Below are 14,106 nucleotides of genomic sequence, written 5' to 3' on the forward strand. Positions count from 1 at the left end.
CCCGATGCCCTCCAACGTCCTGCCTCCGGCCATGGAAACTGCGGAACTGATCTGGCGGGATGGCGTGCCGGAGTCAACGAAGTTCGGAGACGTCTACTTCAGCCGCGATGACGGCCTTGCCGAAACCCGATACGTCTTTATCGAAAGGAACCACTTGCCTGAACGGTTTCATTCGCTAGGTGCATACGGCCACTTTGTGATCGCTGAAACCGGGTTCGGAACCGGGCTCAACTTCCTTGCAACCTGGTCGGAATGGCTGAAGCAGCGGCCATCAGAGGGAGATCACGCCATCCTTCACTTCATTTCGGTGGAGCGGTATCCCCTGTCCAAGGCCGATCTTCGAAAAGCCCTGGAAAGCTGGCCAGAGCTGGCACCAATGGCGCAGGAACTGATTCTCCATTACCCGCCATTGATAAACGGTACGCACCGACTGGTTCTGGCCGGAGGCAGGGTCCGGCTTACCCTGTATCTGGGCGATGTGCTTGACGCCTGGGACGACCTGGAGTTTCAGGCTGACGCATGGTTTCTGGATGGGTTTGCGCCCTCCCTGAACCCGGACATGTGGCTGGAAACAGCCATTGGCAAGGTCCGCACTCACAGCAAGCCCGGAACGACCCTGGCCACCTTCACATCCGTTGGCAGGGTTCGCCGGGCTCTCGCGGCGGAAGGGTTCGCCATGGCAAAAGTCGCCGGCTTTGGCCGCAAGCGGGAAATGCTGATCGGTAAACTACCGGTTACGGAGAACGCCCCTCCCCAAGCCCATTCCCCTCAATCCGTCGCAATTATCGGTGCAGGCATCGCGGGCGCCACTCTGGCCCGCAACCTGGCCGAGCGTGGAGTCCCGGTGATTCTGGTCGATGAGGCGCCAGAACCTGGCAGTGGAGCCTCGGGCAACGCTCAGGGGGCCCTCTATGCAAAACTTGGGGTCGACTATAATGACCAGACCGAACTTGCAGTGACCGCCCTGGCCTTCAGTCAGCGGTTTTACCAACGCTGGGAGAGCGAATTCTGGCACCCGACAGGCTTGCTGCAGCTGGCCTCCACAGAGCAGGAACAGGACCGGCAACGCCGCTTTCTGAGCCGAAATCACTACCCCGACGACGTACTTAGCCAGGTCACGGCCGGTGAGGCTTCCGAACTGGCAGGCATCCCCATCCATCGGGAAGCGCTCTGTTTCCCACAATCAGGCTGGCTTCAGCCGGCAATGGCGTGCAACACGCTCATTGACCACCCTGCCATTTCGGCAATGTTTGATTTCCGGGTAGAGTCTATTCGGCGAGAACGCGGACAATGGGTTCTGCATGGCCCGAACAACCAACAGATAACTGCGGCAACGCTGATTATCGCTGCCGGCCATAGAACAGCATCAATTGCTCCCCGGGCACAGGGCACAGAAATCCGGCTTAAACCTATTCGTGGGCAAGTCACGCAGTTGCGATCCGAGAGTACTCAGCTTCCCCAGGTCGTCATCTGCGGCACAAAGTACCTGAACCCACCCTATAACGGGTACGCCATAACGGGGGCCACGTTTGATCTCCGCGACAACACGCCTTTCCCAACCCTCGAGAGCCATCGGGAAAACCTGGAACAATTGGCACAGCTACTGCCATCCGTGAACATTTCCGGCCCGGCAGATGCCAGTGAACTCCAAGGGCGAGTAGCATTTCGCTGCACCACTCACGACTACCAACCCGCCGCCGGAGCCTGCCCTGCGAAAGATGAGGACTGTGCCAACGGAGCTTACCTGCTAACCGGCTTTGGCAGCAAAGGGCTGACCTGGGCGCCATTAATGGCAGAGTACCTGGCAGACAGAATCTGCGGGCACCCGCCCTGCCTCAACAGGCGACTGTCCCGCCGTGTCGACGCCGAACGACTTTACCGGAAGCCGCTTACTGATCGTTAATAAACCAACACTCCAGTAAACTGAAAGCTGGCCGATAACCTTAAACAGGGTCGTTGTCAGGGGTAACCCGGAGAGGTAGGAAGATGTCTATTTTCGTCAGTGAGCCAGGACGTCCGATCGGAACCCGGCTTCCCGAAGCGTTCCGAAGTCGTCGGGTCGGTGATGTCACCGAACTGTCGGAATCGGCGCCTATCTCTCCAGGGCACAGTGAGGCCACCGACGCGGAGTTTCAGCAAGCGGCCCATAGCGGCAGTTTCCGCGCTTTGCAGGAATACGGTGCGGCAGCTGCCGGCGAACGCCGGGAGGAACGAGTGTACCTTCCGGTCGCAGAGATCAGTTCACCCGCGCAATTTTCAGTGCCTGCCTCTGCTACCCTCGCGGAAGCTCTGGACACTATGGAACAGAACCGCGTTCATCACCTGGTTGTTTTCGCAGAGAACAACGTGGCTGGCCTGATCGACCTTCGCTGGCTGCTTTCCTGGGTTCACCAATACGGTTCAGACGCTCTGAATCACAATCTGGCCCACATTGAACTGCCCGCCTTCCTGACGGCCTCTCCGGAAACTGACGCCCATCAGTTAGCCCGCCTGATGCTCGCCCATCGACTAAACGCCGCACTGGTCATCGACGCCTCTGGCGAGCCTAAAGGGATCGTTACCAGTACCGACTACCTCAAACTCTATGCCAACGCAGGTCGCCAGGAAGGCGCCGTCTGACCACGGCCTTTAGCTAGGGCGTGATCGGCGTCAGGAGCTCTCCCTCGGGACTGAAGATCAGGACCATACGTTCGCCATTTCGGTCTGCCAGCACCACCAGTTCGTCATCCCGGTAGTTTTCGAGATCCAGAAGGGTCAGATTCTCCACCGCCAACTGCGTACGCCAGTTTCGGAACGCCAACTCAGTGTCTGCCGTATCTACCCGGGCCAGGATAGCCTCTGGCGCTGTAACAGGTATCTGGTCACCTGCAAAACGACCGGTGGTCGAACCTGCCACGACAATATCGCCAGCAAATCGGACACCACGGGTCAGAACTTCCTCTGAAACGTCTTCGTCATCATTGACGGTATACGCGCTGAATGGCGCTCCCGCCGTGCTGAACCCAAGCACAAACCCTGCCCCGCTGTTCAACCGGGTCCGGATAATCTCATCGTCGGCGTTGACGGTACCAGCGTCTTCAGACTGAGCCTTCCGGAATTGATATCCGTAGGGGCCATGACCTATAAGCACCACACCGCTTCCACTGTAGAACCCGTGGCCCAGGATTTCACCAGCATCCTCACCAATCTGGTACAGCCCTTCCCCGTCCGCCGAGTTTCCGTTGAAGAAATAAGGGCCAACGTTACCCAAGCCATCCAGGGTTGATGGCGATGAACCAAACAACAGGGCCAGCGAGCCTTCTGCAGTGCCACCGACGACCTGTTCGTCGGCGGCACTTCCCACCTGCTTTACCCACGCCAGGGTCGGCTGCAACAGATTGGCGTTCGGCCTGGTGTCGACACGGGCCAGAAAACTGTCAGTCCCACCCAGATAGAGGTTGTCAGCCCAGGCCCCTTGCGTTTCCCCCCCCAGCAAAACGTAGCCTGTGGTATCGCTGATCCCTACCCAGCGCACGATGTCATCCCCGGCAGACCCGATCCGGAACACGTCATCGGTCCAGCTGGGAACGTACTCTGCGCCGTCAAAGTGAAGCAGAGACACAACCGCATCCTCCCCACCGGCCACAGCCCCCAGCACACCACTCTCCGTGCTGAAGGCCACCGCGATCTCGTAGCGACTGACCTGACTATTGCCTACGGCGCCTGTTCCCGTGCGGACGCCAACATCCAGAACCACCTCCGATGCCTGCAAAACCAATGCGGGATCGGTCACTTCAACCACCTGCAACGGGGTTCCCGTCTGATCGAAAATCCTCACCTGTACCTGATGGTTCGCCGAGATGTCATATCCCGCTACAAACAACCGGCTGTCGTGGCCGATGGCGACATCGGTGGCGACGAACCCATCGTTCCAGACCAGCGGCGTATTCAGGCGATTCAGACTGACCCGCAGAAGCGTCTCGGTAACGCCCCGGACATATCCTTCACGACCTGCCTGAAAACGCTCATCCACGCCGATCGGAGCCGCGCTGTCCTCCAGCGTATCCGGGCTATTGGTGTATGCCAACCCGCGAACACTGAAAGGAACCTCGTCAATCGGGGTACCCTCGGGGCCTATCGGAAACAAAAGCTCATTGTTTGCAATAAACTGGCCCTGATGTTCATTTTGGCCAATCTCGAAGGTTTTCGTTTCCACCACACCAGTCAGTTCGCCGATTCGGACCAGTCGCGCCCGGACCTGATTTTTTCGCTCACCCGACACCACCGCCCGGTATTCCCGGTTCGTCCCCGTGTTGATGGTATCCCGGGTTCCCCCTTTGATCGTCTCAAGGCGCAACACCGGCTCGTTATCGTCAATGGAGACATTGGCGCTGACCTCAACGCCTCCCTTACCAAGTGAGGCAATACCCTGACGCACTTCCGTCAGAGTAACGTTTGCCACTTCCGTGGGTTCCGGGATCAGGTCGTCTACCACTTCAAAAGGAATGTAGCATTCGGTAATGCCGGGCCTAAAGGTGACCAGTCCACCCGAAATCACACGGTTACTCTCATCATACTCAATGTAATCGAGCGGGTTGCCTTCACGGTCTGTCGGGGGGTTCTGCGGGTCACTCAGGGCAACGATGTCTTCGCCGATGATGGCTGCACCCGTGTTTGCCCGGCTGTATCTGCAATCCTGATGAGCAGGGTCAGTTTCATTATTATCACAGACAAGAGGGTCAAAACTGGTACGCAGCTCAAACGCAATTTTTACCTCAGTCACGGAGGGTTGATCCAACTCGACTTTGACATATCCTCGTGTTGTCGGATAAGTCACAACCCGGGTTCCGTTCGGAGAGCCGTCTGCATTGAATAACGGGAGATCGTAGGTGTAGGAGCCGGCATTCAGCTCCGGGATGGCGCAGCGCTCTTCAGCGCCGTCTTCGGCTTCCTGAGTTTCACCTTCGGTCAGGTTTACTCCCGTAAGCGCAATAACGTTTCTCTTGACCTCAATATTGAAGGGCTGAAAGCCCGCCACGCGGCCGTCGGTGGTCACGATTTCAATATTTTCTGTCTGCCCCAGATCCGCCTCACCCCGTGCCCCACCCGACAAGCCAGGAACCCCGCGCATGATAATTCCCTGCCTTGCTTTGTTGCTGGTATCTTCGAGTGCCAGCCAGGACGGTGCATTGGTGAGGGAATAATCGAGAATGCTCTCGCCACCATAGGCACCCCAGTTGTAGTAGTACTCAACACCAAGGTAAGCCGTGGCAGGCGGGGCACCCAGCAAGGTCGGCTGATCCGGGTCTTTTTCCGTTTTACAGCCGGTTGCAGCCAGAACAAGGAAAATCAGGCCTGCGAATCGGCCTGACGGGAACGTGCGGGGGAGCAAATCGGCGCGCATGCAAAAATCCGTTTCATGACGTTGTTGTTATGGCCGTGCCCGGGTGCAGAACAGACACCCGGTTTACACACCGTTACAGATCAACGTCATGGTAGCCAATTTGAATCCTGAGGGACCTGCGCGAGTTCTCAGATTCTTTGGCCAGCGGGCTCAGGCTTCCTGACCATACTCCGTTAGCAGGTCGATCAGCCCGCCCTCATCCAGAACCAGCACCCCAAGCTGCTCCGCTTTGGCCAGTTTGGAGCCAGCGGCCTCCCCGGCAACAACACAGGCGGTCTTCTTTGACACACTGCCCGCCACCTTGGCACCCAGTCGCTCCAGTTTTTCTTTGGCCTCATCCCTTGTCATCCTCGACAATGTCCCGGTGAGGACCCAGGTCTGGCCTGTCAGTGGCTGGTTGTTCGCCGCCACAACCTCTTCTTCCTGCCAAACGACACCGGCCTCTTTCAAAGCCGCGAGGGTTTCCTGATTATGAGGTTGATCGAAGAAGCTGCGAATGTGTCCCGCCACAATCGGCCCGACATCGGGCACTGCCTGCAGGGCTTCTTCATTTGCTTCGGAGATTGCCTCCAGAGTGCCAAAATAGGAGGCCAACGCCTTGGCGGTCGCTTCCCCTACCTCCCGTATTCCAAGCGCATACAAAAACCGCCTCAGCAGGGGCGCACGGGAGCGATCAATTGCAGCAATAAGGTTAGCGGCCGATTTGTCGCCCATACGCTCAAGGCTGGAAACCTGAAACTTCGTCAGTCGGTAGAGGTCCGCCACGGTATGAACCATGCCCTCATCCACCAGGACATCAATCAACCGGTCTCCAAGCCCTTCAATATCCAGCGCCTTCCGGGAGGCGTAGTGGCGGATTGCTTCCTTACGTTGTGCCGGACAATATAGACCGCCGGAACAACGGGCCACGGCCTCACTTTCTATCTGGACAATATCCGAGCCACAGACCGGACAATGCTTCGGCATTTCAACCACGGACGCCTGCTCAGGGCGCTGCTCTGGCACCACCTTGACCACTTGAGGGATTACATCACCGGCACGACGAATGAACACCGTATCGCCAACCCGAACGTCAAGGCGCCGGATTTCATCCATATTGTGGAGTGTCGCGTTGGAGACGGTTACTCCACCGACGAACACCGGCTTCAGTCTTGCCACAGGGGTTACCGCCCCGGTGCGACCAACCTGAAACTCAACCCCCTCAATCACCGTAAGCTCTTCCTGCGCCGGAAACTTATGGGCGATGGCCCAACGGGGCGCCCGGGAGACAAACCCAAGCTTTTTCTGCTGATCAAGGCGATTCACCTTAAAGACAATGCCATCAATTTCGTAAGGCAGGCTGTCCCTTTTGTTCATCAAACCGGTGTAAGCCTCAAGGCAGGCTTCTACCCCATCGGCTTTACGCATTTCCGGGTTCACCCGGAAACCCCATTCCCTGACTTTCTGCAGGCTGTCCCAATGAGTTTCGGGGAGGATTCCCTCATCGGTCACGGCCAGACTGTAGGCACACAACTCCAGAGGGCGTTTGGCTGTGACTGTGGACTTCTTCTGGCGCAAGCTCCCCGCCGCGGCGTTCCGCGGGTTTACAAAGGTTTTCTCACCCTGCTCCGCCAGTCGCTCATTCAGTTTTTCAAAGCCCTCCCTCGGCATGTAGACCTCACCACGAACCTCAACCAGCTCCGGATAGCCAGAACCACGAAGCTGCAGCGGAACCGAGGGTATCGTCCGGATATTGGCAGTGATGTCCTCTCCGGTGTATCCGTCTCCACGGGTCGCAGCGCGAGTCAGTACACCGTGCTCATAATTCAGACTAACCGCCAGACCATCGAGCTTGGGTTCGCACACGTACTCAATCCGCCCGTCGACACCCAGACGCTCCCGGACACGACGGTCAAAATCCCGGAGTTCGTCTTCACTGAATGCATTATCCAGCGACAGCATTGGCAAACGATGGGTGACTTCCGCAAAGCTGGTATCACCACTGCTGCCAACCCGGCGTGTAGGGGATGCTTCAGAGGCCAGCTCGGGATGCTCGGCTTCAAGCTTCTGCAACTCCCGGAACAAGCGGTCGTATTCGACATCGGGAATTGTGGGGTCATCAAGGACGTAATAGGCGTAATTATGATCGTCCAGAGTCGCGCGCAGGTATTCTGCGCGCTCCCGGACATCGTGGGGAATTTCGGTCATCAGAGTTGGGGTCCGGACGGGCTACTGTGCTCGGGGAGAGCGCTGTTTTCGTTCAAATTCGCGAATACGCTGGCGGCAGTGCTCAATGGTCTGCGGCGTCATAACACTGCGGCGCTCATCTTTCAGTTCACCCCCCAGGTTTTTGACCACGCACTGAGCCGTTTCCAGCATGAACTCGAAGGCCTGAAGGGCATTGGTAGGCCCGGGAAGGCTCATGAAAAAGCTGATACCCGGCGTACTCAGAGTCTCAGCATTTTCGGGGTTGAAGGTTCCCGGCTCCACCGCATTGGCGACACTGAACTGCACCGGTGTCGTGGTGTCTTCAGTTTCGTGGCGGTGATAGATATCCATATCACCGTGCTCCAGACCGCAAGCTTCGAACAAACTCTTCAGCTTATTCCCCTGAAACTGCTCACCTTTTCGAGCCAAAACATTGATCACGAGAACTTCACTCGCCTCTGGCCGATTGGCCCCGGCAAGCGGCTGATTTTTAGCAGGTTTAGCCGGAATACGGCGCGCGGTATCTTCTTCGACATCCGTCGTCACCACTGGCGGCTCCTCCGCCTCGGCCCGGGTCGCCTTCCGGCCAGACTCTCTACCCGTCGGCTTCGGTGCGGACGCTTCTGGCTGAGAAACAACTGCGCCCTCAGGTGTTGGCGCATCCTCAACCTCAGGCGAGGTGTCGGCGGCTGAACTCAGGAAACGGTCATCCTCGTCATCACGCGCACTCCAACCAGATTCCGGCAGCACCTCATCGTCATCCGCACTGACCGGTTCTGGCGAGCGGGATTTCAGATACCCACGGTCTTCCAGAGTCGTTCTGGAGATAGTCCGGGCTCCGCCATTTGGCAATTCTGGATTGTAGTCTGCATCCAGCGGCGACTCTTTCAGGTCGTCAGCCCCCATGCCGGACGAGATAGCCATCGCTTCTTTCCGGGCGCGCCGCATCCGGCGAACTCCGTCAATCACAATTCCAATAATAACCAGGGTACCTATGGCAATTAACCATTCCCTAAGTGACATAATGCTGCTGTCCTGTTTGCAGTTTGGAACGTTGCTACTCTAAGAAAAGCCCGTAATGAATACAACGCGCACCGGGCCCAGATGGCGTTATTGTCATGGTTGACGAGCAATTCGCCAACCTTTTCTGCTCAGATCAGGCTTCTGCCAGGGCAGCCGCCTCATCCACGTCCACAGAGACCAGGCGCGAACAACCGGGTTCGTGCATGGTTACCCCCATCAACTGGTCAGCCATTTCCATAGCAATCTTGTTATGAGTAATGTAGATGAACTGGACCTGTTTCGACATTTCTTTCACCATGTTCGCATAACGCCCTACGTTGGCGTCGTCCAACGGCGCATCAACTTCATCCAGCATGCAGAAAGGAGCCGGATTGAGCTGAAAGATCGAAAACACCAGCGCAATAGCCGTGAGCGCCTTTTCTCCGCCTGATAACAGGTGAATCGTGCTGTTTTTTTTGCCCGGCGGCCTGGCCATAATCGCAACACCGGTTTCAAGCAGATCTTCACCGGTCAGCTCAAGGTAGGCATTACCGCCCCCGAAGACCTTTGGAAACAAGGCCTGTAACCCGCCATTCACCTGATCGAAGGTCTCTTTGAATCGCTGGCGTGTTTCACGGTCGATCTTACGAATGGCAGTATCCAGCGTCTCCAGGGCCTCCATCAGGTCATCGTGTTGCTCGTCCAGATACGTTTTTCGCTCACTTTGTACCTGATACTCCTCAATAGCTGCCAGGTTAATGGCCCCCAGGCGCTGAATACGATTGCCGATTTTTTCCAGCTCCTCGGCCCAGAGTTTTTCCTCTGCATCTTCAGGTAATTGCTCCAGAACCTCCTGCAACTTCACATCCAGCTCTTTCAACTGCTCAATATGATTCCCGGAGCGAATCTCCAATGCCTGAGACTCCATTTTAAGCTTCTCCAGCCGGGAGCGGATCTCCTGTACCTGATGCTCCGAGCGACTGCGACCCTGTTCGCGATCGCGAACCTGGCGATCAATATCTTCCAGGGCATCCCGCGCAACCGCGAGTTTCTCCTCTTCCGCCAGGCGTCGCTCCAGAAGTCCTTCAAGCTGCATCTGAAGATCTTCTATTGGCTCTTCGGCATTTTCCCGGGATTCCCGGAGTACGTCGAGGCGTTCTTCCAGCCGCGCCTTCTGCAACTGCATACGGTCAATCGTCTGCTTTACGCCATCGCGCTGACTCTGAAGTGTCTGGAGCTGAAGCTGTAACTGATGAGCATGATCCCGGTCATGGCGGGCTTCCTGCCGTAAGCGATCCAGGGTCTCCCTGAGCGAGTCTCGCTGCTCAAGCAGTTTCTCCTTTTCTTCATCACTGTCTTCACTGGACGCAAGTGCAATATCCCACTCTTCCCGGGCTTCCTGGAGCTGAGACTGCTGATCCTCCAGCGCTATCCCGACATCCCCGGAATCCTCACGAATCCGGCTCAGGCGGGCGTCGATTTGTTCTGCGCGTGCTTTCAACCCGCTCGCACGGGACGCCAACGCGCCCAAATCCCGCTCTATGTCGCTATGGCGAGCCTGGGCCGCATCGCGCTCCGCCTCGGTACGCTCAGCCTTCTCTTGAAGGTGGGCGATATGATCCGAGACTTCGCCCAGTTTTCCTTCCGCTTCTGCCAGACTGGTTTGCAGTTCAGACACTTTTTGCTGGCGCTCAATAACACCCACCTGCCCGGCTTCCGAGTCCGGCATCAGCAACCATTCACGAGCCAGCCAGACCCCGCCCCGGGTCATGATGCTTTCCCCACTGCCAAGTTGTGCCCGATCCGCCATCGCCTCTGCCAGAGAGTCCGCCACGCGGATCGGCGCCAGGAGCGACGCAATCACGGGGTTCCCGCCAACCTTTGCGCCCAATCCTGAACCCGGCTCCACAGCTCCGGTTTCATTCACGACCGCCAAGCCTTTGGGCGCAGACTCGAGGGCAGCACCCAGGTGGTCAAAGCCCGGGAGGGTCAGACCTTGGGTAAAACGACCAATCACCTGTTCAACCGCAAACTCCCACCCGGCCTCAATGGTTAACCGTGCCGCCAGACGCGGTGCATCGGTCAGCCCCTGCGCCGCCAGCCAGGCCTGCAAGGCATCGTCGCTGGCCCCCATTTGCTCATCCAGCAGGGCCTGCTGAGAATCCAGTGTTGCCCTCAGGCTCTGGACCGTCTGGCGATGACCGGCGCCAACCGTTTCAGCTTCTTTAAGCGCCTGCCTGCCAGCATAGACTTCATCCTGAAGCTGCTGAATACGTTCAGCCGCTTCTTCCCTTTTCAGCTCCAGGATCTCCTGTTGCTCCACCAACGATTCAAGCTCTGACCGGTCAAGCTGTTCATCAAGCAGTGTCTGCTCGTCCCGGAGCTTCTGTTGGCGGTTGATCAGCTGCTGAATGGCCTCTTCCAGAGAACGAATGCGCGATTGCGCCAGTTCGGCCTGACGTCGTGCATCCGAGGAGCGGGTGCTGAACTCATCCCAGCGATGCTGCCAGTCACTCATGGCATCTTCTGCCTGCTGGAGCTTCTCTCCGGATTCTTCTGAACGAATCGCCAGGGACTCTTGCTCGGGCTCAATCATGTCGAGCTCTTCCTGAAGAGCACCCAGTTTTTCTTCGTCCTGTTCAAGCTCCCGTGCCAGCTCACGCTGATTGGCCATGGCCTGGTCCAGCTCGGCCGCCGTTTGCCGGCTACGTTCGCGCTGATGCTCCAGGCTTTGTTCGATTCGGGCAATATCTGCACCGGCCTCGTAGTAACGTGCCTGAGCCCGATTAAAATGCTCCGTCCGCTCATGATGAGCTTCTCTCAGCGATTCCAAAGACGTTTCGAGATTCACTCTTTCCGTCAGGAACTTTTCCAGCTCAAGCTCGGTATCGCGGATTTTGCCACGCCAGGTCTGCAGATCCTGATCAAGCGCCTGCCAGCGAAGAACGGTTAACTCTGCTTTTTTCCTACGCTCATCGAGTTTGTAGGCCTTGTACTTTTCAGCGGCCGCGGCCTGGCGCTCAAGATGCTGAAGCTGGCGCCCAAGCTCTTCGCGCAGGTCTGTCAGGCGTTCCAGATTCTCCTGGGTCCGGCGGATGCGGTTTTCGGTCTCCCGACGCCGCTCCTTGTACTTGGAAATGCCAGCGGCCTCTTCAATGTATACCCTAAGCTCCTCGGGCTTCGCTTCAATCAACCGCGAAATCATGCCCTGCTCGATGATGGCATAACTTCTGGGGCCAAGACCGGTACCCAGAAACAAGTCTGTAATATCGCGTCGGCGACACTTGGACCCGTTGAGGAAATACTCAGACTGTCCTTCAAGGGATACCCGGCGTTTAACCGAGATCTCGCTGAACTTCACGAATTCGCCGGGAGCGGTGCCATCGCTGTTATCAAAAACCAGCTCGATAGACGCCTGGCCTACCGGCTTCCGGGCACTGGACCCATTAAAAATGACATCCGTCATGGATTCACCACGGAGGTACTTCGCAGAGCTCTCCCCCATCACCCACCGAACGGCATCAATGATATTGGATTTACCGCAACCATTCGGGCCGACAACCGCCGTCATGTTTGATGGAAACGGAACGGTCGTCGGATCAACAAACGATTTAAATCCTGCAAGCTTGATGGACTTCAGCCGCATATCAGGCGTTCTCCTCCCTGAGAATGCTCAGAACCTGACGACGCTGGTGTTCACCGAACGCCTGAATAACCTGCTGCAACTGCTCGGCATCCCCCAAAACCGCCGCATCGGACAGTTGTCGGAAAAAAGTGCCGGTTCCGGCAATTTCACTTCGAAAGTGATCGAGAGCCACGTAATAAGTCCGGCTGATGGCCGGGCGAAAGTTTTCAAGGGTTTCTTCCAGAAAGGGATTCTCAACCAACCCGTAGGCATACCGCATCACGCCAAAACCGGCGTCAATGACGCGCTCCGCTGCGTCCGGTGCGGTGGAACTGAGGGCATCAACCATCGCCTGAAGCTCTCTCACTTGCCCCATCACACCACCCAGTTGCTCTCCGGGCCATCGCTCAAGTACTTTCCGGGCCAGCATACACAGCAGGTCTATATAGATATCATAGAGCGCGTTCACCGATTCCTCGGTCAGCTTGGAAACCACAGCTCCCCGCCTGGGATAGATTTCAACAAGATGGCGGCGCTCGAGAATCAGCAACGCTTCACGCACCGAACCACGGCTGACATTGAGATCCCCGGCAACCTTGAGTTCCTGTATACGCTCTCCGGGCACCAGGTCACGGGTCACGATACGCTGCCCCAGGTGTTGGGCAATTTGCTCGGAAAGGCTTTCAGGGGCCTGAAATCTCATAAATGGTCTAACTCACTCTGCATGTTCAGGCGCACGAGTCTACCACAGGCGTTATTCCGCCCCACCCCTTTGTCTGACATTTCGATTGCACGTCGAACCCGGCGGCAATATTCTGCCGAAAAATTGGCAGGTCACCCTGGCCCTTCAAGATTTATATAGAAACCACTTTACATAAACCTCATATCACATTGTATTTTAATGATATGAAGATGGTGGCACTTTTTATGCTTAATAGAACAACACTACTTCCTGTTACGATCAGAGCGACTCATTGTGAAGAATCTGACGCCCATCCAGACAAGTTCGTCCCGCCCGGCCCGGCTAGCCGCCCTGAAGCAGTCATTTCAGGACTGGAACAACACACAGGACGCCATAACAAGACTTTGCCGGCGCCTGAGCACAACCTTATCGCTTGAGAACCAGCTTACGATTCTCGCCGACGAGATGTCCGGCACGATCCCATTTGATGCTCTGAACTACCGGAATCGCATCGCCCGACAGGATTTTGTCTTTGCAACCGGCATGGGCGGTCCACACCGTTGTGAATACCGCCTCACGTTGGAGGGCCTCCCTTATGGAACGCTGACGCTGCATCGTCGCCAGCGTTTCAGCGACGACGAGCTTGCAGGAATTGAAATGATGCTGTCAGGGGCCATCTGCCACATTCGCAACGCCTGCCAGTTTCTCACCATCGAACAGGCCGCCCTGACCGACGCGCTGACCGGCATCGGTAACAAACGTGCGCTGGACGAAGCACTTCAACGGGCGAGCGCCATGTCGAACCGGCACGGCTACGCATGGAGCCTGATCCTCTGTGATTTAGACCACTTCAAGCAGATCAACGACCATCACGGTCATGTTGTCGGAGACCATATCTTAGCGCGGACGGCCGAAAAACTGGAACAGGCCTTGCGAAACTCCGATACCGTTTACCGATTCGGTGGCGAGGAGTTTGCGATACTGCTGCCACACACCAACGAACAGGAAGCCCGGGAAGTGGCAGACAGGATCCGAAACGCTCTGGAGAGCATTCGGGTAGACGGGGGAGAGATTCCTCTGACGGTAACCGCCAGCTGTGGTGTCGCCATGCACCTGACCGAAGAATCGTCAGAGCAATGGCTCGCCAGAGCCGACGAGGCCCTCTATCGCGCCAAGGCCGGCGGACGGAACTGCACGCGAGTATTCGCAAGCATTTCCTGACCGCCC

At 57.0% G+C, this 14,106-nt stretch carries 8 protein-coding genes; 3 read left to right on the forward strand and 5 right to left on the reverse strand.

The genetic code is table 11. The features are described from left to right. The first annotated feature begins 4 nt into the window (after positions 1 to 4). On the forward strand, positions 5 to 1,903 hold the full coding sequence (mnmC, locus tag K325_RS0107365; RefSeq protein ID WP_029653625.1) for a bifunctional tRNA (5-methylaminomethyl-2-thiouridine)(34)-methyltransferase MnmC2/FAD-dependent 5-carboxymethylaminomethyl-2-thiouridine(34) oxidoreductase MnmC1: 1,899 nt from the start codon (positions 5 to 7) through the stop codon (positions 1,901 to 1,903). 83 nt (positions 1,904 to 1,986) lie between these two features. Beyond that, the gene (locus tag K325_RS0107370; RefSeq protein ID WP_029653626.1) at positions 1,987 to 2,619 is read left to right on the forward strand and encodes a CBS domain-containing protein; all 633 of its coding nucleotides are present in this window, start codon (positions 1,987 to 1,989) and stop codon (positions 2,617 to 2,619) included. A gap of 13 nt (positions 2,620 to 2,632) precedes the next feature. On the opposite strand, the gene K325_RS0107375 is transcribed toward K325_RS0107370, so the two are convergent. From K325_RS0107375 to K325_RS0107395, 5 genes are all read right to left on the reverse strand, one after another. Continuing rightward, positions 2,633 to 5,383 (reverse strand): hypothetical protein, encoded by a 2,751-nt coding sequence (locus K325_RS0107375; RefSeq protein ID WP_029653627.1) that lies wholly within the window; start codon positions 5,381 to 5,383, stop codon positions 2,633 to 2,635. 150 nt (positions 5,384 to 5,533) lie between these two features. Then, on the reverse strand, positions 5,534 to 7,570 hold the full coding sequence (ligA, locus tag K325_RS0107380) for an NAD-dependent DNA ligase LigA (RefSeq protein ID WP_029653628.1): 2,037 nt from the start codon (positions 7,568 to 7,570) through the stop codon (positions 5,534 to 5,536). Positions 7,571 to 7,591: 21 nt separating this feature from the next. Beyond that, entirely contained in the window at positions 7,592 to 8,593 is a 1,002-nt protein-coding gene (gene zipA, locus K325_RS0107385) for a cell division protein ZipA (RefSeq protein WP_029653629.1), read from the reverse strand. Between the two features lie 133 nt (positions 8,594 to 8,726). Next, positions 8,727 to 12,218: a chromosome segregation protein SMC gene (gene smc / locus K325_RS0107390; RefSeq protein WP_029653630.1), complete on the reverse strand. Its 3,492-nt coding sequence runs from the start codon at positions 12,216 to 12,218 to the stop codon at positions 8,727 to 8,729. A 1-nt stretch (position 12,219) separates the two neighbouring features. Then, on the reverse strand, positions 12,220 to 12,900 hold the full coding sequence (locus K325_RS0107395) for a GntR family transcriptional regulator (protein ID WP_029653631.1): 681 nt from the start codon (positions 12,898 to 12,900) through the stop codon (positions 12,220 to 12,222). 273 nt (positions 12,901 to 13,173) lie between these two features. Here K325_RS0107395 and K325_RS0107400 point away from each other — a divergent pair, with 273 nt between their 5' ends. Beyond that, on the forward strand, positions 13,174 to 14,100 hold the full coding sequence (locus K325_RS0107400; protein WP_029653632.1) for a GGDEF domain-containing protein: 927 nt from the start codon (positions 13,174 to 13,176) through the stop codon (positions 14,098 to 14,100). Positions 14,101 to 14,106: the final 6 nt, after the last annotated feature.

The organism is Marinobacter daepoensis DSM 16072, assembly GCF_000421165.1.
In the GTDB taxonomy this organism is placed as follows: domain Bacteria; phylum Pseudomonadota; class Gammaproteobacteria; order Pseudomonadales; family Oleiphilaceae; genus Marinobacter; species Marinobacter daepoensis.